The 22907-nt window shown below is 66.7% G+C and carries 22 protein-coding genes; 8 read left to right on the top strand and 14 right to left on the bottom strand.

Annotation, left to right across the window (positions count from 1 at the left end; genetic code table 11):
- Positions 1-2: 2 nt before the first annotated feature.
- From Q0044_RS06350 to Q0044_RS06340, 3 genes are read left to right on the top strand one after another with little or no spacing between them, the layout of a single operon-like run.
- The gene (locus Q0044_RS06350; protein ID WP_298160838.1) at positions 3-1232 is read left to right on the top strand and encodes an NAD(P)/FAD-dependent oxidoreductase; all 1230 of its coding nucleotides are present in this window, start codon (positions 3-5) and stop codon (positions 1230-1232) included.
- A gap of 26 nt (positions 1233-1258) precedes the next feature.
- Positions 1259-1546: a DUF4160 domain-containing protein gene (locus Q0044_RS06345; RefSeq protein ID WP_366941103.1), complete on the top strand. Its 288-nt coding sequence runs from the start codon at positions 1259-1261 to the stop codon at positions 1544-1546.
- The gene (locus tag Q0044_RS06340; protein WP_298160834.1) at positions 1543-1824 is read left to right on the top strand and encodes a DUF2442 domain-containing protein; all 282 of its coding nucleotides are present in this window, start codon (positions 1543-1545) and stop codon (positions 1822-1824) included. The genes Q0044_RS06345 and Q0044_RS06340 overlap by 4 nt, the downstream gene beginning before the upstream one ends.
- On the opposite strand, the gene Q0044_RS06335 is transcribed toward Q0044_RS06340, so the two are convergent.
- The 10 genes from Q0044_RS06335 to Q0044_RS06290 all read right to left on the bottom strand — a co-directional run bounded on the left by Q0044_RS06335 (position 1821) and on the right by Q0044_RS06290 (position 8822).
- The gene (locus Q0044_RS06335; RefSeq protein WP_298160832.1) at positions 1821-2435 is read right to left on the bottom strand and encodes a hypothetical protein; all 615 of its coding nucleotides are present in this window, start codon (positions 2433-2435) and stop codon (positions 1821-1823) included. The genes Q0044_RS06340 and Q0044_RS06335 overlap by 4 nt on opposite strands.
- The gene (locus Q0044_RS06330; protein ID WP_298160830.1) at positions 2435-3853 is read right to left on the bottom strand and encodes an NAD(P)(+) transhydrogenase (Re/Si-specific) subunit beta; all 1419 of its coding nucleotides are present in this window, start codon (positions 3851-3853) and stop codon (positions 2435-2437) included. Before Q0044_RS06330 ends, Q0044_RS06335 begins: the two co-directional genes overlap by 1 nt.
- Positions 3854-3890: 37 nt before the next feature.
- Entirely contained in the window at positions 3891-4274 is a 384-nt protein-coding gene (locus Q0044_RS06325) for a hypothetical protein (protein ID WP_298160828.1), read from the bottom strand.
- Positions 4274-4582, bottom strand: a complete 309-nt coding sequence (locus Q0044_RS06320; protein ID WP_298160827.1) for a hypothetical protein — start codon at positions 4580-4582, stop codon at positions 4274-4276. Before Q0044_RS06320 ends, Q0044_RS06325 begins: the two co-directional genes overlap by 1 nt.
- Complete coding sequence (locus Q0044_RS06315; protein ID WP_298160825.1) at positions 4582-4926, bottom strand: NAD(P) transhydrogenase subunit alpha part 2; 345 nt, start codon at positions 4924-4926, stop codon at positions 4582-4584. The genes Q0044_RS06320 and Q0044_RS06315 overlap by 1 nt, the downstream gene beginning before the upstream one ends.
- A complete protein-coding gene (locus tag Q0044_RS06310; protein ID WP_298160823.1) occupies positions 4926-5150 on the bottom strand; it encodes a hypothetical protein in 225 nt (74 codons plus the stop codon). Before Q0044_RS06310 ends, Q0044_RS06315 begins: the two co-directional genes overlap by 1 nt.
- A complete protein-coding gene (locus Q0044_RS06305) occupies positions 5150-5389 on the bottom strand; it encodes a hypothetical protein (RefSeq protein ID WP_298160821.1) in 240 nt (79 codons plus the stop codon). The genes Q0044_RS06310 and Q0044_RS06305 overlap by 1 nt, the downstream gene beginning before the upstream one ends.
- On the bottom strand, positions 5386-6519 hold the full coding sequence (locus tag Q0044_RS06300) for a Re/Si-specific NAD(P)(+) transhydrogenase subunit alpha (RefSeq protein WP_298160819.1): 1134 nt from the start codon (positions 6517-6519) through the stop codon (positions 5386-5388). The genes Q0044_RS06305 and Q0044_RS06300 overlap by 4 nt, the downstream gene beginning before the upstream one ends.
- Positions 6520-6695: 176 nt before the next feature.
- Positions 6696-6959, bottom strand: coding sequence for an aa3-type cytochrome c oxidase subunit IV (locus tag Q0044_RS06295; protein WP_298160818.1), 264 nt, complete (start codon positions 6957-6959; stop codon positions 6696-6698).
- 66 nt (positions 6960-7025) lie between these two features.
- Positions 7026-8822 (bottom strand): M3 family oligoendopeptidase, encoded by a 1797-nt coding sequence (locus tag Q0044_RS06290; RefSeq protein WP_298160816.1) that lies wholly within the window; start codon positions 8820-8822, stop codon positions 7026-7028.
- 104 nt (positions 8823-8926) lie between these two features.
- On the opposite strand from Q0044_RS06290, the gene Q0044_RS06285 reads away from it, so the two are divergent.
- The 4 genes from Q0044_RS06285 to Q0044_RS06270 all read left to right on the top strand — a co-directional run bounded on the left by Q0044_RS06285 (position 8927) and on the right by Q0044_RS06270 (position 15730).
- Positions 8927-9400, top strand: a complete 474-nt coding sequence (locus tag Q0044_RS06285; protein WP_298160815.1) for a DUF1203 domain-containing protein — start codon at positions 8927-8929, stop codon at positions 9398-9400.
- A gap of 52 nt (positions 9401-9452) precedes the next feature.
- Positions 9453-11240 (top strand): DUF4153 domain-containing protein, encoded by a 1788-nt coding sequence (locus tag Q0044_RS06280; protein WP_298160813.1) that lies wholly within the window; start codon positions 9453-9455, stop codon positions 11238-11240.
- Positions 11241-11362: 122 nt separating this feature from the next.
- Positions 11363-12811, top strand: coding sequence for a sigma-54-dependent transcriptional regulator (locus Q0044_RS06275; RefSeq protein ID WP_298160811.1), 1449 nt, complete (start codon positions 11363-11365; stop codon positions 12809-12811).
- A gap of 168 nt (positions 12812-12979) precedes the next feature.
- Positions 12980-15730, top strand: coding sequence for a TonB-dependent receptor (locus Q0044_RS06270; RefSeq protein ID WP_298160809.1), 2751 nt, complete (start codon positions 12980-12982; stop codon positions 15728-15730).
- Positions 15731-16000: 270 nt separating this feature from the next.
- On the opposite strand, the gene ggt is transcribed toward Q0044_RS06270, so the two are convergent.
- A complete protein-coding gene (gene ggt / locus Q0044_RS06265; protein WP_298160807.1) occupies positions 16001-17752 on the bottom strand; it encodes a gamma-glutamyltransferase in 1752 nt (583 codons plus the stop codon).
- Positions 17753-18081: 329 nt separating this feature from the next.
- Between ggt and Q0044_RS06260 the strand changes: the two genes are divergently transcribed.
- Positions 18082-21180 carry a TonB-dependent receptor domain-containing protein gene (locus tag Q0044_RS06260; RefSeq protein ID WP_298160805.1) on the top strand — a complete coding sequence of 1033 codons (3099 nt, stop codon included), beginning with the start codon at positions 18082-18084 and terminating at the stop codon, positions 21178-21180.
- A 637-nt stretch (positions 21181-21817) separates the two neighbouring features.
- On the opposite strand, the gene Q0044_RS16985 is transcribed toward Q0044_RS06260, so the two are convergent.
- From Q0044_RS16985 to ykgO, 3 genes are all read right to left on the bottom strand, one after another.
- The gene (locus Q0044_RS16985; protein ID WP_524536151.1) at positions 21818-22078 is read right to left on the bottom strand and encodes an ATP-binding protein; all 261 of its coding nucleotides are present in this window, start codon (positions 22076-22078) and stop codon (positions 21818-21820) included.
- Between the two features lie 170 nt (positions 22079-22248).
- Entirely contained in the window at positions 22249-22524 is a 276-nt protein-coding gene (gapR, locus tag Q0044_RS06250) for a nucleoid-associated protein GapR (protein WP_298160803.1), read from the bottom strand.
- Positions 22525-22691: 167 nt separating this feature from the next.
- Positions 22692-22817 (bottom strand): type B 50S ribosomal protein L36, encoded by a 126-nt coding sequence (gene ykgO / locus Q0044_RS06245; RefSeq protein ID WP_008263184.1) that lies wholly within the window; start codon positions 22815-22817, stop codon positions 22692-22694.
- Between the last annotated feature and the right edge of the window lie 90 nt (positions 22818-22907).

Raw genomic sequence — 22907 nt, 5'->3', positions numbered from 1 at the left:
GTATGACTGTTCCGGATCGAGGCGTCGTCATCGTCGGCGCAGGCCATGCAGGGGGCACGGCCGCCGCCCTGCTGCGCCAGTACGGCTATGACAAACCCGTCGTCCTGATCGGCGAGGAGCCGCTGATCCCCTACCAGCGCCCGCCCCTGTCCAAGGCCTGGCTGAAGGGCGAGGCGGACGGCGACTCGCTCGCCCTGCGCCCGCTGGAATTCTACGCCGAACAGGACATCGATCTGCGGCTCGGCGTCGAGGTGACCGGCATCGACCGGACGGCCCGGTCCGTCAGCCTGTCGGATGGCGCGGCCCTGGCTTACGACCATCTGATCCTTGCGACCGGGGCGCGGGCCCGCCTGCTCGACGTCCCCGGCGCGGACCTCGTGGGGGTCCACGTCCTGCGCACCGCCGCAGACGCCGAGGCGATCAAGGCCCAGCTCGGCCAGGGCCGCACCCTGGCCGTGGTCGGCGGCGGCTATGTCGGGCTGGAGGTCGCCGCCTCCGCCCGCGCCCTGGGCGCCGAGGTCGTGGTGCTGGAGCGCGAGCCGCGCCTTCTGGCCCGCGTGGCCTGTGATGTCCTCTCGACCTTCTTCCAGACCTACCACGAGGATCGCGGCGTCCGGTTCGAACTGGCCGCCGACGTCACCGGCTTCGTCGGCCACGGGCCCCGCGTCGCGGGCGTGACCCTGGCCGACGGCCGCACCATCCCCTGCGACAGCGCCGTCGTCGGCGTCGGCGCCATCCCCAACGACGCACTGGCGGTCGCGGCCGGGCTCAAGGTCGAGGGCGGCATCCTGGTCGATCTGGAGGCCCGCACCTCCGACCCCGCCATCTTCGCCATCGGCGACGTCACCCGCCGCCCCATGCCGATCTACGACCGGCTGTTCCGCATGGAGAGCGTCCCCAATGCCCTGGAACAGGCCAAACAGGCGGCCAGCGCCATCACCGGCCGCCCCGCCCCCGCCGGCGAGACGCCCTGGCAGTGGTCGGACCAGTATGACCTCAAGCTCCAGATCGCCGGCTACCCCTTCGACAGCGACCGGATCGTCGTCCGCGGCGACCCCGCCACCGCCAGCTTCGCCGTCTTCCACCTGTCCGGCGACAAGCTCCAGGCCGTCGAGGCCATCAACGCCCCGCCCGAGTTCATGATGGGCAGGAAACTGATCGGCGAGCGGCGGGCGGTGGACGGGGAGAAGCTGGCGGACAAGGCCGTGTCGATGAAGGAGGTCGGCGCCTAGGCTTCACGAAGGCAACCTGAACGTGTATGGGTTGGCTCATGCCGACCATCTCATGGTTCTATGGTATATCGATCCGTATGTTCTTCGGCGATCACGCGCCGCCCCATTTCCACGCCTATGAGGCGGGCAACGAGGCTCAGGTGCGGATCTCAGACGGCGAAATCATGAAGGGCCGCCTGTCGAAGCAGGCGCGTGGACTGGTGAAGGAATGGACGCTGATCAATCAGGCGGCGCTGATCGAGAACTGGGACAACTCCCGCCCGGGGTCGCGGATGCCCCTGCGGCGGATACCGGGTTTGGATACGCCCCGGTGACCGACATCATCCATGTGAGAAAGGTTCTCCGGCTGGGCGGCTATCGGCTCAAGGTGTGGTTCACCGATGGTACGGCTGGCGAATGGGATTTCTCGGACCTCGCCCAACGCGAAACAGGCCCGATGGTCGAACCATTCAAGGACCCGGCCTTTTTCAACGAGGTCTTCGTCGAGTTCGGCGGACTGACCTGGCCCAACGGGTATGACTGGAGCCCCGAGGCCCTGCACGCGGATATGGCGGCGGCCGGGGTGCTGACGTTCGAGACGGCGGCGGCTTAGGGCTCGGTCGACCTACCCCATTGGATGCCGCGCGACTGGCTCAATTCCACGACGAGGTCAGACGACGTACGAATGAGCCAATCACCTCCTCGACCTTCGATCATGACAATATCGCTTTCAGGCAAGGCTATTGATCCACTGGCATCGAAGGCCGTCGATGCGTTGCGTTCAAAATTTCCAACGGTGATAACGACGCCTCGCGCGGGATAGCAGAGACGCGAAAACGAAAAATCCTGCCGGTAGATGCTGAACACATCCAATGCCGTTAGCCATGATCCCCCATCAACTTCAAAGCGATGTTCACGTTCGATCAGCGCCTGAATTGCCGGGTGACCTAACGCAAGTTGTTCTGACAAGTAGCGGCTGACTTGCTTGTAGACCTTGTCCCTCAGTTTCTGAGTCCGCTCGTTTGCGATCATCAGCCCAAGCGCCGGCCTTCCGTCGCCACGGTCACCTCCGATGTCCTCCAGTTCATCATCGTTGGCGAACTTTCGAGCAAGGGCCCAGAACTCGGGAGCCTCAATGATTGCAGTCGCGGTCCACCCTCGGTCAGTACGGCTCCAGATGTATCTTCCGAACGAACCGCCAATGAAGCCGTGCCGCCAAGCCATCACAGCCCCTTCACGATCCCCTCGACCATCTTCTTGGCGTCGGCGAACAGCATCATCGTGTTGTCGCGGAAGAACAGTTCGTTCTCGACCCCGGCATAGCCCGCCGCCATGCCGCGCTTGATGAACAGGACGGTGCCCGCCTTCTCCACGTCCAGGATCGGCATGCCGTAGATGGCCGACGTCGGGTCCGTCTTGGCCGCCGGGTTGGTGACGTCGTTGGCGCCGATGACGAAGGCGACATCGGCGGTGGCGAACTCGGCGTTGATGTCCTCCAGCTCGAACACCTCGTCATAGGGGACGTTGGCCTCGGCCAGCAGGACGTTCATGTGGCCCGGCATCCGGCCCGCGACGGGATGGATGGCGTATTTCACCTCGACCCCCTCCTCCTTCAGCTTGTCGGCCATCTCGCGCAGCGCGTGCTGGGCCTGGGCCACGGCCATGCCGTAGCCGGGGACGATGATGACCTTGGAGGCGTTCTTGAGGATGAAGGCGGCGTCGTCGGCCGAGCCCTGTTTGACCGGCCGCGTCTCGACCCGCGCCTCGCCCGCCGGGCCGGCGTCGCCGCCGAACCCGCCCAGGATGACCGAGATGAAGCTGCGGTTCATGCCCTTGCACATGATGTAGCTGAGGATCGCGCCCGACGAGCCCACGAGGGCGCCGGTGATGATCAGGGCGATGTTCTCCAGGGTGAAGCCCAGAGCTGCTGCAGCCCAGCCGGAATAGGAGTTCAGCATCGACACCACGACGGGCATGTCGGCCCCGCCGATGGGGATGATCAGGGTCGCGCCGAGGATCAGGGCGATGGCGAACACGCCCCAGAAGGCCCAGACCGCCGTGCCGCCCGTGCCGATCAATATGCCGATCAGGAAGACCAGACCCAGGGCCAGGCCGATGTTGATCAGGTGCCGCGCCGGCAGGATGATCGGCGCGCCCGACATATTGCCGTTGAGCTTGGCGAAGGCGATCACCGAGCCGGTGAAGGTGATGGCGCCGATGGCGACGCCGAGGCTCAGTTCGATGATCGAGATCGTCTTGATGCCCACGCCGTCCGCATTGAGGATGCCGAAGGCCTCGGGCGCATAGATGGCCCCGATGGCGACCAGACAGGCGGCCATGCCGACGAGGCTGTGGAAGGCCGCGACCAGCTGGGGCATGTCGGTCATGGCGACCCGCTTTGCGATCAAGGCCCCGCCGCCGCCGCCCACGATCACGCCCCCGGCCAGCAGGGCCAGGGTCACCGGATCCAGCGCGCCCGTGGTCCCCAGGGTCAGCAGGGTGATCCCGACCGCCAGCCCCATGCCGATCATGCCGAAGGTATTGCCCTGACGGCTGGTCTCCGGGCTCGACAGGCCGCGCAGCGACAGGATGAACAGGACGCCGGACGCCAGATAGGCCAGCGCCGCGATGGATGCGTTCATGTCGTTTCCCCCGAAATCGTCTTCGTCAGTCGTGTCATCACAGGAAGCCCACCGCAGCCGGATGGGCCGTATCGTTGGTGGCGTCGGACAGGACCTCGCCGTCCTTGACCATGGCGATCGCGACCGGTCCCGACCCACCGGTCTTGGTCACGGTGCAGCGTCCGTCCTGATCGGGCAGACGCCCCCGGGCGGCGCCCGTTCCGGTCGTGGCGATCTTGTTGGTCCAGTGGCGCGTGTCCCACTGGCTGGCCTCATAGGTCACCGGCGCGAACCGGCAGACGAGCGACCAGCCGGCCCCCTGCGGCGCCGCGACCGACCAGGGCAGGCCGCCTTCGACATTGCGGCCGACATGGACCTGGGCCGAGGCGACGGGCGCGAGGGCCATGGCGACCAGGATCAGAGGTCCCGCGAACCCGCGCATCACAGAGGCTCCGCCCCGGTGCCCGCCGCCGTCCGCGCCAGCCGCCACAGGGCGGCGGCGATGAACAGGGGGCCGAGGAAGACCATGGCCCAGTCCACGGCCATCATCGGCCGGTCCTGCACCACGATCCGCGCCAGAATGCCGGAGAACAGCAACACCACGCCGCAGTCGCGCAGGCGCAGTTTCTGGATCGGGTTCTTTTCGCCGACCCAGCTCCAGACCCACATGCCCAGACCGATGCCCGTGGCGATCCACGAGCCGGTCCAGGCGATGCTGTCGGGTGCGAGGTTCAGGTCGGCGAAGGACATCAGGCCTTGGCCGCCTCGGCGGGCTTCGCGGGCCGTTCCTTCTTCTTGTACATGGCCAGCATCCGTCGGGTGACCATGAAGCCGCCGAAGATGTTGACGCTGGCAAGGGTCACGGCCGCGACGCCGGCACCCTTGGCGATCCAGGCGTTTGGCCCGGTCGCCTCGCCCGAAACGGCCGCGGCCGCGATCAGACCGCCGACGATGATGACGCTGGAGATGGCGTTGGTCACGGCCATCAGCGGCGTGTGCAGGGCCGGGGTCACCGACCAGACGACATAATAGCCGACGAAGATCGCCAGGACGAAGATGGCCAGGCGAAAGACGGTGGGATCGACGTGTTCCATCAGTGGTTCTCCGGTCCGGTCTTCGTCGTGACGCCAAGCAGCCAGCACAGCGCCAGGCCCGTCAGGACCAGCCCCCCGGCGCTCTGCCACATCCTGATCGAGGGCTCGATGTCGGCGACGCCGGCGGCCGTCAAACCCCATGCGACGAGGCAGACCGCCAGCAGCGCCACGCCGAGTGCGGCTGTCGCCATAGCGAACCCGGTGAAGAAGCGATCCTTGCCCATCAGAGATTTCCTTCCAGCCGCTCGAGCCGGTCATCGATGCTGAGAAGCAGCCGCAGCACGCCGCCGACCACCAGGCTGCAGACCGTGACGTAGGCGGCAAGCGTCAGGCCCATGAGCGCGGTCGCTGTTTCCTGGCGGGGCAAGAACGTGCCCAGCCCTCCCAAGATGGCGATGAACGGGCCGACCCACAAAACCAGCGTGGCGATGGCCTTCAGAAATGCCTTCAGCGCCTTGTTCACCCCCGCACTCCCTCATGCACCACGGCGCCGCCGTTCGTAACGACCGACGCCTTCAAGATCTCGTCCTCCAGATCGACCGCAAGGGCCCCGTCCTTGATCAGCAGCCCGGCGAAGGCGACCAGGTTCTTGGCGTAGAGGCTCGACGCATCCGAGGGGATCCGCCCCGGCAGGTTGGTGTAGCCGACGATCGAGACGCCGTTCGCGGTCGTCACGACCTCACCCGGCTTCGATCCCGCGACATTGCCGCCCGCCTCGACGGCCAGGTCGATCAGCACGCTGCCCGGCTTCATCGAGGCCACCTGTTCGGCGCTGACCAGAACCGGCGCCGCGCGGCCGGGGATCAGGGCGGTGGTGATGACGATGTCCTGTTTCCTGATGTGCTCGCCGGTCAGGGCCGCCTGTTTGGCCTGATACTCGGGCGACATGGCCTTGGCGTAGCCGCCGGCGGTCTGGGCGTTCCTGAACTCCTCATCCTCGACGGCGAGGAACTTGGCTCCAAGAGACTCGACCTGTTCCTTGGTCGCCGGGCGCACGTCGGTGGCGGTGACCACCGCGCCCAGACGCCGCGCCGTCGCGATGGCCTGCAGCCCCGCGACGCCGACGCCCATGATGAAGACCTTGGCCGGGGCGACCGTGCCCGCCGCCGTCATCATCATCGGGAAGCCCTTGCCATAGGCATAGGCGCCCTCGATCACGGCGCGATAGCCGGCCAGGTTGGCCTGGGACGACAGGGCGTCCATGACCTGGGCCCGGGTGATGCGGGGCACGAACTCCATGGCGAAGCTGGTGACATTGGCCCCGGCCATGGCCGCGACCGTATCCTTCTCGCGGTAGGCGTCCAGCAGGGCGACGACGATCGCGCCCGGCTTCATGGCGGAGATCTCCTGCGCCGTCGGGCCCCGCACCTTCAGCACCAGATCAGCGCCGTCGAGCGTGGCGCGGGTATCCGGCTTCACCGAGGCGCCCGCCTCAAGATAGTCGCTGTCGGGGATAGACGAGCCCAGGCCCGTCCCGGCCTCGACCGTCACGGTCGCGCCCATGCCGACGAATTTCTTCACGGTCTCGGGGGTGATGGCGCAGCGGGTCTCGCCCTCACGGCGTTCCCGGGTCACGGCGATGGCGACGGCCAAGCGAATCTCCCCATCCAGCTCTGGATGGGCGAACGTTAGGCGCTGGGGGACTGTGGCGTCAAAGGTGAAGACAACCGTTTCGCCATCAAATACGGCGAGATCCGCGCAATATCTCGCCTCTCATACCGCCTTGCGCGAAAGCAGCGACCGCAGAGCGGCGAGCGAGAGCGGACCGCTTAGTGGCTTTTTCCGCCCTTGAGGAAGAAGCCGCCGGCCAGGGCCAGCACGCCGCCGCCGATCAGGCCGGCGATGAAGCTGCCACCCGGCTGGAACCACAGCACCAGGAACAGCAGCAGGGCGGCGATGACCAGCGAGCCCCACTTGGCCAGGTTCATGAACAGGCTGTAGGTCGACGACTGTTCCTCGATCGTCATCGTGCCGTGGACATAGGCGTCCGCGTCGTGATCGGCGTGTTCGGTCGGGGAATGATGGTCGGCCATGAGTCTGCGTCCGTCGGAGAGGCGTTTGGGCGGTCTTATAGCGATGCGGGGGTTTGGCTCAAGGCCTCAACCCAACGCCTCGAACTGATCGATCAGTCGTTCCAGCCGTTTCGTGCCGATCGTCCAGAAGGCCGGATCGCGGGGATTGAGGCCGAACGGCTCCAGCGCCTCGACGTAGGTCTTGGTCCCGCCGGCCGCGAGCAGGCCGCGATACAGGGGCGCGAACCCGTCCGGATCGGCCCGCCGTGTCTCCATCAGCGCCGCCACCAGCAGATCGCCGAACGAATAGGCGTACACGTAGAAGGGCGAGTGGACGAAGTGGCTGACATAGCTCCACCAGGCCTCGTAGCCCGGGTTCAGCGTCACCGCCGGACCGAGGGACGCCCCCATCTCCTCGACGAACAGCTCGCCCAGACGGTCGGCGGACACCTCGCCCCTGACCCGCTCGTCGTGGAACCGGGTCTCGAACCGGTGGAAGGCGATCTGGCGCACCACGGTGTTGAGCCCGTCCTCGATCCGCCCGGCCAGCAGGCCGCGCTGTTCGGCCTTCGGCGCCGTGGCCAGCAGCCGGTCGAAGGTCAGGCCCTCGGCGAAGATCGAGGCCGTCTCAGCCAGGGTCAGCGGCGTATCGGCGAGCAGCGTCCCCTTCTCGGCCGCCAGGGTCTGGTGCACTCCGTGCCCCAGTTCGTGGGCCAGGGTCAGGACGTCGCGCCGCTCGCCCATCCAGTTCAGGAAGACATAGGGGTGGCGGTCCGCGGTCACCGGATGGGCATAGGCGCCCGACTGCTTTCCGGCCCGCGCCCGGCCGTCGATCCACGGCCTGTCAAAGAACCGCCCGGCGCGTTCGGCGAACTCGCCGCCCAGATCGCCGAAGCTTTCCAGCACCAGCTCCCGCCCCTGGTTCCAGTCGAAACCGCGCGGGGCCGTCGTCTCCAGCGGCGCATTGCGGTCCCACTGATCCAGCTTCGCCTTACCGAGGGCTTTTGCCTTCAGCGCATAGTAGCGGTGCGACAGTTTCGGATAGGCGGCGGCGACCGCATCGGCCATCGCGTCCACCGACTCGCCGTCCACCTCGTTGGCCAGGTGGCGACTGTCGGCCGGACGCTTGAACCCGCGCCAGCGATCCTCCATCGCCTTGTCGGCCGCGACCGTGTTGAGCACGAGGGCCAGGGTCGAGGTCCGCGCCGCCAGGGCCGTGTTCAGCCCCTCGGCCGCCGAACGCCGCCTCGCCTCCCTGGGGTCGGACAGCTGGTTCAGCGCCTCGGCCAGGGTCAGGTTCTCCTTGCCGCTCTCGACCCGCAGCGCCGCCAGGGTCTCGTCGAACAGCCGGGGCCACTGGGCCGCGATCGGCATCCGTTCGGCGATGAAGGTCTCCAGTTCGCCCGACAGCTCGTGCGGCTTCATCGCCCGCACCCGCCGCAGCCAGGGCTTCCAAATTGCGGCGCCCGCATCGGCGGCCAAAGCCGCCTCGATCTCGGCCTCTTCCAGCTGGTTGATCTCCAGCGTCAGCCAGACGGTGGGGGTGGCGATGGCCGTGATCTTCTCGCGCAGATCGGCCTCGAACCCCTGCGCCCCCGCATCGGCCCGGTTGGTCGAGGCCGCGAGGAAGGCATAGGCCCCGAGCGCGCCGAGTTTCTCCGACGCCTGCTCATACAGGGTGATGGCCCGGTCCAGTGTGGCGCCCAGCGCCGTCGCGTCAGCCCGCTCGGCGACGAACCGGCCCTGCAGCCCGTTCAGCTCGGCGACCGCCGTCCGCGCCGCCTCCAGATCGGACGCGATCTTCGCGTCCTCCCGGGACGCATAGAGATCGGACAGGTCCCACAGGGGCGGTTCGGCGGAGGGGGCTTTGAAGGGCGCGTTCATGCCCTCCGTTGTGGGGTGGCCGGGGCCGTGGCGCAACGGCCGAAACCCGCCAGACGCGCCGCGCGGTTCGTCGCATCTCTCCCCTCGAACACGGAGAGACACCCATGACCTACCGCATCGAAGCCCTGCCGCTGGACCCCTTCACCGCCTATTTCGCCATGACCGACGCCGAACTGGCCGCGGTCGGCGCCCGCCGCTGGGTCGCCGACGCGCCCGGCCGCGCCCCCTGCCGGGTCAGCCTGCAGGACGCCGACGCTGGCGAAGCCCTGGTCCTCGTCAACCACACCCACCTGACCGACGAGACCTCGCCCTATCGCGCGGCCGGGCCGATCTTCGTGCGCGAGGCCGCCGTCAGGGCCGAACCGCTCGCCGAGGCCCCCGAGATGCTGCGCAAACGCCCCCTGTCCCTGCGCGTCTACGACCGCCGCAACATGATGATCGAGGGACAGGTGATCGACGGCCCAGAGCTGGACGACAGGCTGGCTGAGTGGTTCGCGAACCCCGCTGTCGCTCAGGCCCATATCCATTTCGCCCCGCGCGGCTGCTACCTCGCTCGCGCCGTTCGTCAGGAAACATAGCTTCCCCGACGCCGCGCCCCGGTTCATGGTCAGGCCCGGGGAGACACGCGCCATGACCACGACCACCGATTCCGCCGGCCGCAGCGACCTGGGCCAGAACGACCGCCTCGTCGGTCTGGTCAGGCTGGTGATCGGCCTGGCCCAGGGGATCGCCCTCTATCTGCTGGTCCGCGCCTCCGAGGGCGAGGGCGTGACCTGGTCCTCGCGCTTCCCCGAGACCTTCGGCCCCCTCGTCCTGGTCGCCCTCTTCCTGCCGCCGCCGCTTCTGGCCGGCGTCGGGCGTCTGCGCTGGCCGACCCTGGCGATCTGGGGCGCCGTCGCGGCGGCGGCCCTGGCCTTTCTCGCCTGGCATGACGTGGCGCGTCAGGCCGGCGGCGTCGGCCGCCAGATGACCTTCCCCCTGTTCGCCTTTTCGGCGGCGGCCCTGTTCATCGCCCACCATCTGATCGTCCCGGCCGATCGCGAGCGCAAACTGATCGCCTCCTTCCCCGCCTATTTCGACGCCGCCTGGATGGCGGGGGTGCAACTGGTCCTGTCGATCGCCTTCGCCGGAGCCTTCTGGCTCCTGCTGTTCCTCGGCGCCGCCCTGTTCAACATCATCGGCCTCAGCTTCCTCGGCGACCTGATCGAGGAGGGCTGGTTCTCCCTGCCCCTGACCGGCCTCGCCTTCGCCACGGCCGTCCATCTGACCGACGTCCGGGACGGGCTGATCCGGGGCATCCGCACCGTCGCCCTGATGCTGCTGTCCTGGCTGCTTCTGGTCCTGACCGTCCTGGTCGGAGGCTTCCTCGCCGCCCTGCCCTTCACGGGGCTCGAAGGCCTGTGGGAGACCGGCAGCGCCACCGCCCTGGTCCTCTCGGCGGCGGGCGGCCTGATCATCCTCATCAACGCCGCCTATCAGGACGGCCGTCCCGACAACCTGCCCCCCGCCGTGCTCAGGGTCGCCGTCCGCGTCGCCTCGATCCTGCTTACGCCCCTGGTGCTGATCGCCTTCTGGGGTCTGAGCCTGCGCATCGGCCAGCACGGCCTGACGCCGGACCGGATCATCGCCGTCGCCTGCGCCCTCGTCGGCGCGGCCTATGCGATCGGCTACGGTATGGGCGCGATCCTTCCCCTCATCCGCAAGGGTTCGCCTTGGATGAAGGCGCTGGAGATGACCAATGTCGCCACCGCCATCCTCGTGGTCGCCGTCATCCTGGCCCTGTTCACCCCGCTGGCGGACCCCGCCCGCCTGTCGGTCGGCGATCAGGTCGCGCGCCTGAACAACGGCAAGGTTGCGCCGGACAAGTTCGACTACGCCTTCCTTAAGAACGGCAGCGGCAAGGTCGGAGACAGGGCACTTGGTTTGCTGGAGCGATCCAGCAATCCCGACATCGCCCGGCTCGCCAGCGCTGCCCGGAAAGAGTCGGCCTTCAGCGCTCCGTCCGACGCTGAGATTACGGCCAGTCTCGACATCAAGATGCTTGACGGGTCCCCGTCGCCGTTTGGAGACACAGTCCCGCCGTCCGAAGCCATGCGCAACTGCACTCGCGCTCAAGGTGGGTGCGTCGCGCGCCTGATCGACCTGAACAACGATGGCAAGGACGACGTTCTCGTCGCCCATCAGTTCGCCATGGTCGTTTTCGAGCGCGGTGATGATGGCGCGTGGCGTGATCGGGGGAGCTATACGGCAGTCTGCGGCGGGGGTGACGCTCGCGACGCCCTACGAAACCAACATCTCACACCACGTCCGAATCCCTGGCCGACGCTCGACATCTCGACGCTTGGAACCTGGGGATTCAGCCCCAACAACCTTTGCGAAACGACAGCGCCGAGAAGCTCGCAAACCCCCGCCCGTTAACCCTGCGCACACCACGCCCTCTCACCCGATCTTCACCGCATCGGGCCTAAAACCGTCCCGAAACGAGCCAGTCCCGTCGCAACGAGGACCGGCCGATCGGTGATGAACAAGGGTGTCCGCAAATGGCCAAGACCGTTCTGGTGGTCGATGACGATCCGACCCAGCGCCGCCTCGTCCAGGCGGTTCTGGATCGCGAAGGCTATATCGTCGCTCACGCCGGGTCCGGCGGCGAGGCCATCGACCGGCTGACCAAAGGCGGCGGCGCAGACGTGGTCCTGCTGGACCTCGTCATGCCGGGCATGAGCGGGATGGAGGCCCTGGCCGAGATCCGCACTGCGGGCGTCACCACCCCCGTCATCGTCCTGACCGCCAACGGCGGCATCGAGACCGTGGTCAAGGCCATGCAGGCCGGTGCCCAGGACTTCTTCATCAAGCCCGCCAGCCCGGAACGCATCCTGGTCGGCATCCGCAATGCGCTGCAGCTGACCCAGCTGACCGCCGAGGTCGGCCGGCTGAAGAAGCATGTCGCGGGCCGGGTCACCTTCGCCGATCTGGTCGGCGACAGCCGTCCGATGCAGATGGTCAAACAGCTCGGCGCCCGCGCCGCCAAATCCTCCATCCCGGTCCTGATCACAGGCGAGAGCGGCGTCGGCAAGGAGGTCATCGCCCGGGCCCTGCACGGCGCCTCGGACCGCGCCGGCAAGCCCTTCGTCGCCGTCAACTGCGGCGCCCTGCCCGCCAACCTGGTCGAGTCGATCCTGTTCGGCCACGAGAAGGGCAGCTTCACCGGCGCCTCCGACAAACACCTCGGCAAGTTCATGGAGGCCAACGGCGGCACCCTGTTCCTGGACGAGATCGGCGAACTGCCGCTGGACATGCAGGTCAAGCTGCTGCGCGCCCTTCAGGAGGGCGAGATCGACCCCGTCGGCGCCAAGCGCGCGGTCAAGGTCGACGTCCGTATCGTCTCCGCCACCAACCGCGACCTGTCTAGCGCCGTCGCCGAGGGCCGGTTCCGCGAGGACCTCTTCTATCGCCTCAACGTCTTCCCGATTGAGGCCCCGTCCCTGCGCGACCGTCGTGAGGACGTCCCGGCCCTGATCGATCACTTCATTGGCCGCTTCAATGTCGAGGAGGGCAAGCGGATCGCCGGCGCCTCGCCCGAGACCCTGGCCCTGCTGACCGCCTTCGACTGGCCGGGCAATGTGCGCCAGCTGGAGAACACCATCTATCGCGCCATCGTCCTGGCCGACGCGCCGTTCCTTCAGCCGCACGACTTCCCGGCCATCTCGGGCGTCGCCATGCCGCTGGAGGCCGAAGCGGCCCGGCCGTCCGCGGCGGTCATGAACTACGCCGACCTGCCGCCCCTGCCGGATCAGCCGATCCGGATCCTCGACGAGCGCGGCCACCTGCGGACGCTGGAAGACATCGAGCGGGATCTGATCCAGCACGCCATCGAGGTCTATGCCGGCCATATGTCCGAGATCGCCCGCCGCCTCGGCATCGGCCGCTCGACCCTGTACCGAAAGGTCCGCGAACAGGGTCTGGAGGGGAGCCTCAAGGAGGCGGGGTGACCCGAAAACCACAGTTTTCTTCTGCGTCACTCACATGCAACAAAGCGCCTCATTGGCGCCGCGACGGATCGTAAAGAGAACGGCGTATAATCAGGCCGTCGGATCGTTCGCCCCCTTGCGCGATTGAGTACCGGCGGGCGTCTCTCCCCGCCTCGTTCGGAATATTGCATGACCATCGCCGCCGCCCTGCTCTACGCCCTCGCCTCGGGCGCCCTCCAGACTGCGCCGGTGGTCCAGACCACGCCCCCCTCTCCCCAGGCGACGCCTGCGGGCGCAGCCGAGGCGACGCAGGACGACGATCAGGACGTTCCGACGAGCGCTCCGGCCGCAGACGCCGACGCCGACGTCGTCGATGACGTCCTGGTCGACGGAACCCGCCTGCGCGGCGCCGTCCAGGGCGACATTCCGCCCGACCTCAGCCTCGACGCCGATCAGTTGCGCGCCTACGGCGCCTCCAACATCGCCGAACTGCTGACGGCTCTGGAGCCCCTGACCCGCAGTTCGCGCAGCTCCAGCGGCCCCGTCATCCTTCTGAACGGCCGTCGCACCTCCGGCTTCCAGGAAATCCGCAACATCCCGTTCGAGGCCATCGAGCGCACGGACATCCTGCCGGAACAGGTCGCCCTGACCTATGGCTACACCGCCGACCAGCGGGTCGTGAACATCGTCCTCAAGGCGCAATTCCGCCAGGCGACGGCCGAGATTTCCAACCGCGCCCCGACCCAGGGCGGCCGCAACTCGACCGAGGCCGAGACCGGCTATTTCAGCATCGTCGACGGCACCCGCATCAACGTCAGCCTGGAACGTCTCCACGACACCGCCCTGTTCGAAAGCGAACGCGACATCACCCGCGATCCGGGCTCCCAGCCGTTCGACCTGATCGGCAATGTCGCCGGCATCCCCTACGGGACCCGGATCGACCCGGCCCTGGCGGCCGTGGTCGCCGCCAACCCCGGCGTCGCCAATCCGACACTCGCCCAGTTCGCCGCGGGGGCCAACGCGCCGCGGACCGGAAACCTCAGCGACTACCGCACCCTGCTGCCGCGCGGCGACACGACGACGCTCAACGCCTCCATCGCGCGTGATCTGAACTCGACGACCAAGGGGACGGTCAGCCTGAACCTCGTCGACGCCTCGACCTTTGCCTACGGCGGCCTGCCCGGCGTGACCCTGATCGCCCCAGCCGGTCGCAACGGTTCGCCCTTCAGCCGCGATGTCGCCGTCTATCGCTTCCTTGGCGACGCCGGCGCCCTCACCCGGGACACCGACACCTCGACCGCCAACCTCGGCCTCCTGCTGGACGGCTTCGTCGGCGACAACTGGCGCTGGACCCTGCAGGGCGCCTACGACCGGGTCGAGACGGACACCACGACGGGGCGCGGCCTCAGCGCCACCGCGGCGCAAGCCGCCGTCACCGCCGGAACGCTGAACCCCTTCGGCGCCCTCTCCCCGTCCAGCTTCACCCGTCTGGCCGACTCCGCCAATTCGGTCGCCAGCGGCGGCCTGCTGGAAGGTGTGGTCATGGGCAACCTGCTCCAGGCCCCCGCCGGCGGCCTCTATTCGACCTGGAAGGTCGGCTTCGACACCCGCGACCTGAGCTCGCAAAGCACCCTGGGCGGCGTCTTTTCAGAGCGGGCCATCGGCCGCGACCGCGCCTATGGCACTGTGAATTTCTCCCTGCCGATCGCCAGCCGCAGCAATAACGTGCTCGCCGGTCTCGGCGACCTCTCGGCCACCGCCAACGCGGGCTATGACGAGGCGTCCGACATCGGCGGCCTCGTCACCCTGGGCGTCGGCCTGAACTGGACCCCGGTCAATCCCCTGTCCCTGAGCTTCAGCTACAAGGATGAAGAGGGCGCGCCGACGATCCAGCAGCTGAACGACCCGACCATCTCGACGCCCAACAGTTCGGTGTTCGACTTCCGCACCGGCCGGACGGTCCAGATCACCCGCGTCAGCGGCGGCAATCCGAACCTCGACCCCGAAGACCGTCAGGTCCTGGCGCTCGGCTTCAACCTCCGCCCGTGGTCGGAACGCGACTTCTCCGTCAGCTCCAACTACACCCGCACCATCGTCAATGACGCGATCATCGCCTTCCCGACCATCACGGCCGACCTGGAGGCGGCCCTGCCGGAACGGTTCACCCGCGATGCGACCGGCAACCTGATCGCCCTTGACGCCAGGCCGCTGAACTTCGCCCGCACCGAACGGTCGGAGCTGCGCACCGGATTCAACTTCTCGCGCTCATTCGGCACGCCCAACCCTGCAGCCGCCATGGGCGGCGGCGGCATGATGATGATGATGGGCGGCGGCCGTCCCGCCGGTGGTCCGCCTCCGGGCGCCGGCGGGGCTCCGGGTGCCGGCGGACCCCAGGTCCGTATGGGCGGACCGGGCGGACCGGGCGGCGGCGGCCGGGGCGGCGGCATGCAGCCGGGCCAGGGTCGTTTCAACCTGTCGATCTATCATACGGTCCGGTTCACCGACACGGTCAGCATCCGCGACAGCCTGCCCGAACTGGACCTGCTGGACGGGGACGCGACCGGCGCCCGCGGCGGCACGCCCCGCAACGAGATCCAGGTCCAGGGCGGTGTCTTCCGCAACGGCTTCGGCACCTTCCTGAACGCCAACTGGCGCCAGTCGACCCGTGTCGACGGCGGCGCGGGCGGCTCGGACCTAGCCTTCAGCGACCAGACCACGGTCAACGTGACCGTCTTCGCCGACCTGACCCAGAGGACCAGCTGGGTCGAGAAATTCCCGATCCTGAAGGGCACCCGCGTCACCTTCAGCATCCAGAACCTGCTCGACACCCGCACCGAAGTGACCTCCTCGACCGGCACGGTCCCGCTGAACTACCAGCCCGACTTCCTCGACCCCCAGGGCCGCGTCTATTCGATCAGCCTGCGCAAGATCCTGTTCTAGGCAGTCGACCCGCGCACCCTGGCGAAGGCCGGGGTGCACGGCCTCGATTGGCTCCGGCAGCCAGCGGGTTCGTGACGGACAAGAGCGTTTGCACGGCTTTGCAGTGCGTGGTGCGCCCTGAAAGCGGCCGTGCTGAATGTCCGCAGGACCTGCGTCTGGAACGAGACCGGGGGCGGCTCAGCGCCAGACCCGGTCATCCCGTGCTGCCCTCTTGGCGCCCAGGCCCCATTCCAGAAAACGGTGCCGCGAGTGCGGATGCGGCACGGTCTCTCACCTGACCCCCAGGGCCAGCGCGTCCGGCCTGCGGGTGTCGGCGGCACCGAGGAACCGGTCGCCTTCGATCATGATCGACTGGGTGCTGCCCATCGTCATGGAGGGTCGAATCACGTGGCCGCGCGCTTCCAGCAGAGGCTCGATGTCCGGTGAGAAACCGCCTTCCAGTTCCAGCGGGCTGTCGCCGCCCCCCTGATTCAGCCGCGGACGCATGGCGGCTTCGGCGATGTTCAGCTGATGATCGATGACGTTGACGACGAGCTGGACCATCGTCGCGATGATGTAGCCGCCACCCGGCGTCCCTGTGACCAGCCAGGGCTTGTCCTCGTCGAAGACGATCATGGGCGTGATGGTCGATCCCAGCCGTTTGCCCGGAGCGGGTCTGTTGGCAATGGTGTTCGCCGCCGTGCTGCCCCAGGCGAAATTGTCCATGGAGTTGTTCAGCAGGATCCCTGTCCCCGGCGCGGCGACATGGGCGCCATAGGAGTTCGACAGGGTGAAGGTGTTGCTGACCGCGTTGCCCTGCGCATCAGCGACCGAATAGTGGGTCGTGTCCTGGCTCTCGTAGACATAGGGATTGCCCTCCGGAATGTCGGCGGCAGACAGAGAGCGGTCCATCGAGATGAGCCTTACCCGTTCCGCCGCGAACGCCTTGCTGGCCAGGCCTTGCGCCGGAGTGGTCCATTGCGGCTCACCGCCGATCAGTCGCCGGTCGGACGAGCTGATCTTCATCGCCTCGGAAATCAGATGGAGACTGTCCACACTGCCCCAGCGAAGGTCGCGCATGGGGAAATGCTCAAGCAGGTTCAGGGTCTCGGCCACGCTGACCCCCGATGCCGTCGGCGGCATGTAGGCGATGCGGTGATCCCGATAGGTCGACCAGATCGGTTCCGACACCACCACGCGGAAATCTGCCAGATCCTGCTCCGTCATGATGCCGCCGCCCGCGCGGACGCCCGCAATGATGCGATCGGCGAGTTCCCCTCGATAGAAGCCGTCTGGTCCGTTCGCCTGAACCTGGCGAAGACTCCATGCCAGTTGCGGCTGACGGAACAGTTCGCCAGCCTGGTAGGGCGTGCCATCCGGCTTCAGATAGGCTTCGCGGGCGCCGGGGTCCTGCGCCAGAACCAGGGCCCGTCCTGCCGTTGCCTCGGCCTCGCCGTCGGACAGGACGACCCCCTCCTCCGCCATCTCGACGGACGGTGCGAGAACTTCGGCCCAGGACAGTTTGCCGAACCGTCTATGCGCTTCCCACATCCCCATGACCGTGCCGGGAACGGACACGTTGCGGAATCCTGACGGCGCGCTGCGATCGAACCTGCCGTTGTCGTCCAGCAGCAAATCCGGCGTCGTCGCCTGCGGTGCCACGCCATAGTAATTGATCGCCAGGTCTGCGGCGGGACGTTCGTCCGTCGCCGCCATATGAATGAGCATATAGCCGCCGCCGCCAATGTTTCCGGCACGCGGCAGGACAACAGCTTCAGCGAACCCCACGGCGACGGCCGCATCCACCGCATTGCCGCCGCGCCTCAGGATCTCAACTCCCACCCGTGTGGCCAGAGTGCTCTGGCTGACCACCATGCCGCCGCGCCCGACGGTGGGGCTGTGGATCTGGCCATAGCTGACGATATCGCCGCCGCTGCCCGCTCCGGGACGAACCGGCGCCGCCACCTCCTGAGCGAAGACATGGCCGGAAAACAGCATGGCCGCAGCGGCCAGGATCAGCAGTTTCGATCGTCCACCCGACATAGTCATTCCTGCCACAATTGCTCAAAAATCGGGCCGAGGATTATTCAGCTGGAGTCTGAAAGCCACCCTGTTTTCATGCAGAGATGGCCGATCTCTGCGGAAAAGGCTGGTCACACAGCATAACGTGCCCGGGGCAGCGAGATCTTGTTGAACGCCAACAATTTTCAACCTTCACCGTTGACGGCCTGAATGTGGCGGCTTCTAGTCCTCGTACGGGAGTCGCGACGTCGCACCGAGGTCGTGATTCAAGATCGGGCGATCGCCCGGTTTCAACGGTGGCCGTCCGGAGGGAAATCGGGGCGTCCTTTCAAACCTCAGGATTGAAGTCCATGCGCCCGTCCCTGTCTCGTCGCTCGACCCGATCGTTCATGCTGGCGACAACCGCCATCATGATAGCGGGCTGGACGACGCCGACCCTCGCCCAGGAGGCTCAGGAACAGGCCACGGAGGTCGATGAGATCATTGTCGTGGGATCGCAGATTCGCGGTGCCAAGGTTACGGCGGCTCTTCCGGTCACGGTCGTCTCAGAGGAGCAGATCCTGGCCACAGCCGCGACGTCGGGCGACGATCTGCTTCGCTCGATTCCCCAAATGGGCGATGTCACCTTCAACTCTTCATTCCTGCCCGCAAGCTCGAACTCGGCGCGAGGCGACACGGGCTCAGTCAATCTTCGCAACCTTGGAATCGGCAACACACTCGTCCTGCTGAACGGCCGGCGCGTGGTCGGTCACCCGACCTCCCAGGCCAACGAGCAGCTGGTCCCGGTCCTGACCTACAACACCAACGCCATACCGGTCAGCGGCCTCAGGCGCCTGGAGGTCCTCCGCGACGGTGCTGCCGCCATCTATGGCGCGGACGCGGTGGCCGGGGTGATCAACACCGTGCTGCGCGACGACATGAACGGCCTGACGGTCTCTGCCCAGTATGGCGCAGCCGAGGGAACCGGTCTCTCCGAAACCAATCTGAGCCTGTACGGCGGCCGCGACATTGCCGAAGGACAGGGCAATATCTCGCTCTTCCTGAACTACGACGACCGGTCTGAACTCAAGACGACCGACCAGGACTACACCGCCTCCCTTGACAAGCGCGCGCTGTTCACCGGTACCGGTTTTGAAAACGCCGCCACGCTGAACAGCCGCTCGTCCCTGACCGCCTGGGGCCTGTTCAGGCCGACCGGCGCAACGGTCCGTCTGGCCGGCGCTACTTCCAATCTCACGGCCTTCTCCAGGCAACCCGCCAGCTTCACCGGGTGTTCTGCACCGGCCGCCGACGGCATCTGCGTGAGGTCCGGCACGGTGATCGATTCGCGGCTCTTCAGCGACTCCGCCGCCCAGGGCCTTACCGTCATGCCCGAAGTCAAGCGTCTGAACGCCTTCCTCACCGGCAGGTATGACCTCAACGAAAACGTCGAGGCCTTCGGCGAGTTGGGCTATTACCATGCCGAAACCACGGCCTTCCAGGCGCCGATCAGCACCTTGTCATCGGTCGTGGTCACCATCCCCAGGACCAATTTCTACAATCCCTTCGGCGCAACGCTGATCAACGGGGTCGTGAACCCGAACCGGCTGACCGGAATCACGGCGCCTGCGGCAGGCGTCGATCTTCTGCTCAGCGGCTATCGCTTCGAGGACCTCGGTCCGATCGAGGTCAACGTCACCAACGACCAGTACCGACTGCTGGGCGGGCTGCGCGGCGACTGGAACGGATGGAACTGGGAGAGCGCCCTCGTCTATTCTGAAGCAAGCGCCGAAGACATCAGTGACAACGTCTCCAACACCGCCCTCCAGAGGCAGCTCGCCCTTTCAACCGCGGACGCCTACAACCCGTTCAACGGCGGCGACCTGAACAACTTCAGCTTCGGCGACGGAACCCCCAGCAGCACCGCCGCTCTCAACGCCATCCGCGTCAAGATGCGGCGGTATTCCGAAACCACCCTGGCCCTCGGGGACTTCAAGGTGTCGCGCCCGGACCTGTTCCGCCTGCCCGGTGGCGATCTTGGCTTTGCCGCCGGCGTCGAGGCCCGTCGAGAAACCCAACTGGACGACCGCGACCAGCGTATCGACGGCACAATCACATACACGGACCCGTCTGGCGCGGTTTACAGCGACCTCGTGAACTCGTCGCTGAGCCCGGACACCGCGGGCGAACGCGATGTGTATTCGGCCTATGCCGAGTTCGCCGTTCCGATCGTCTCGCCCGAGATGAACATTCCTCTGGTGTATCGCCTGGAAGGCCAGATCGCCGGTCGCTTCGAGCACTATTCGGACTTCGGCGACGTCGCCAAGCCCAAGGTCGCCGTGGCCTGGGACATGGTCGACGGCATCCGCTTCCGGGGTTCCTGGGCCCAGGGGTTCCGGGCGCCCAACCTTGAGCAGATCAACGCCACGATCGTAACGCGTTCCAACTCCAGCACCGACTGGATCTATTGCGAAGCCTTGATCCGTCGCAGAGCCATGACCTCGTTTGCGGGTTGCGGCGCGACGCCCACACTGGTTCCAGGCTTTGCCGACACCGCCTCGATCAACACCGTCCGCGTGCGCCGCCTGGTGGCGGAACAGCGCGCAGGCAACCCGGACCTGCAGCCGGAAGAATCCGAAACCCTGTCGTTCGGCACGGTGATCCAGCCCGACTTTTCCCCGGCAGGCATCGGAGACTTTACCTTCACGGCGGACTGGTGGCAGGTCGAGCAGACCGGGATGGTCGGCGTATTCCGCGGCCAGAATGCGCTGACATTGGACTATCTGTTGCGCAAACAGGGACTGTCCAACCCGAATGTCGTTCGCGCCGCCCCGACAGCCGACGACATCAGGATCTTCGCCGGCACGGGCCTGGCGCCCGCAGGGGAAATTCTCTACGTGAAGGATCTGTACGACAACCTTCAGCCCCAGACGGTTGAGGGCTTCGACTTTGGCGCCATGTGGAACCTGAACGGCACACGCTTCGGGGACTTCAACGTCAATCTGAATGCCTCACACCTGCTCACCTTCTATCTGGAGCCGTCGCCGGGCATTCAGGGCCTCATCGATGCCAAGGCCGAGGGACAGATCGATCCGCTGATTTCATTCGCAGGCAGCGCGGGCAACCTGATCCGCAACAACAGCCGCCCGGAATGGAAGTGGTCCCTGTCGGCGACATGGCGCTACGAGAACATCTCCGTTGGCGCGTTCACCTCCTATACCGGCAGCGTCGAACAAGACGCACTGCTCGACCCGTCGAACCAGATCTGGGTGGTCGACTCGCTGATCACCGGAAATCTGTACGGCGAGTACGAGTTCGACCAGGCCGGTGCGTTGGACGGCACTGCGGTTCGTGTCGGCGTGCGCAACCTGACCAACGAACAGCCCCCGCTGGCGTCGGACGGCTATCTCGGCACCGTCTACACGCCGTACAGCCGCTACTGGTATGTGAACCTGAGGAAGTCCTTCTAGGGCCGGGCGAAAGGATCAGCGCAGTCAGTCAGCTCTCGTCGGCTGAAGCCCCCTACCCCAAGACTCGATCAGGCCAACGCAGCAGATCCGGCAGAATCGGCTGCGGCGCGGAAGCGGTGAAGGGCGGGTCCGTCGATCAGATCGGTGTTCGGTGTTGAAGGTGTTCGCCATCCTCGCATGGGTGGTCGGGAGCCTCTGGGCTGAGGCCTGGGGTTTGAACCGCTGCTGCTGGCGTCGGAGTCTTCGGATCGAAAGGTGGGAGTTGTCGACGCGGTTGTCTGGCCGCGGCCGGCCGGGTCGATGCGTGTGCCTGAAATCCAGTCGGTCAATACCGGGAGCGGACATTCCTAGCCGCCGCCTTGGGTCGAACGCAGTCATCGCCAACGGTCCGACAGCGGCCTGGACGGCGATGAATTTATTCTTATCTTCCCCTTGCGGTCGAATGCCCGCCTTCCCACCTGCCCGTCGGGTTTTTAACAGTCGGCACGTCGCGAGAGGGCGGTACGTCCGCCTCCCTGTCGAACGGACGAATCAGGGGTCGCGTCAGATTTCTGAATTAAAACGACTTTTTCGCGTTTCGTCCGCTTCGTCCGTTTTGTCCGCCAGTTTTCGTCCGGACGATCCGGACGAAACCGGATCACTCGCCGTCGCTCGATGGCGGCTTCCGCCCCCAGCGCCGCTTCGGCGCCTCACCGTTGGCCTTGGCCGTGATCTCCTTGAGCTTGCGCCCCTGCATCGACGACAGGGCCTGGCCCGGGGCCCCCTTCTCGGGATCGCCGAACGCGCGGCCATAGGTCTTGATGCGGTCGGAGACGCCTTCGATGAACTCCCCCTCCCATTCGGAAAGGGTGATGCCGGCCTTGTCGGCGGCGCGCTTGGCCCGTTTGAGGGCGTTCAGCGCCTGGCGGCGCGCGGCCTCTCGCTCGGCCTCGAACGGGCCGGGCGCGGGCTTGTTCTTTGTCTGGAAGCCCGAACCGGGCTTGAGCCCGGTCGAGCGCTTGAGTGAGCCGGCCCCCTTGTTCCGGGGTGGGCTCTTCGGACCGCCCGTTATGGGCGTCCGCTTCAGGATCAGATCTCGCCGAGCGCCGACAGATACAGGTCCAGGATCGCGTCCTCTTCCTGGCGCTTGGCCTTGTCCTGCTTGCGAATGCGGATGACCTTGCGAAGGATCTTGACGTCGTAGCCCTCGCCCTTGGCCTCGGCAAAGACCTCCTTCTGGTCTGCCATGATCGCGGCCTTGTCCTCTTCGAGGCGCTCGATGCGCTCGATGATGGTCCGCAGACGGCCCTGGGCCGTGGCGTTCAGGACGTCCGGCGAGGCGTCGAAAGTGGCGTCGTCGGCCATGGGAGGTCTCCGGGAAGGCAACAGAATAAGAGCGGGACGCTAACCATGCTGGACGCAGGCGCTCAACCGCAGGCACGAAAAAGGTCGCGGACTAAAGCCCGCGACCTGTGGGTAGTTCTGAGCTCAATCCGTTCGCGACGAGGTCGCGAGCGAGCGTCAGAAAGTCTTTAGCCCTGCTTCGCCTTGAAGCGCGGGTCCGTCTTGTTGATCACGAAGACGACGCCCTTGCGGCGCACGACCTTGCAGTCGCGGTGGCGGGTCTTGAGCGACTTGAGCGAGCTGCGGACCTTCATGGTCGGGCATCCTGGGCAAAGCAAAAATAGAAAAGCCGCGCGGAAGCCCGGCGGCGGAGGCGTGCGTATAGCCAGACACCCCCCGGACGT

The organism is Brevundimonas sp., assembly GCF_027484365.1.
In the GTDB taxonomy this organism is placed as follows: Bacteria; Pseudomonadota; Alphaproteobacteria; order Caulobacterales; family Caulobacteraceae; genus Brevundimonas.
This window is presented reverse-complemented; position numbering and strand designations above follow the sequence as displayed.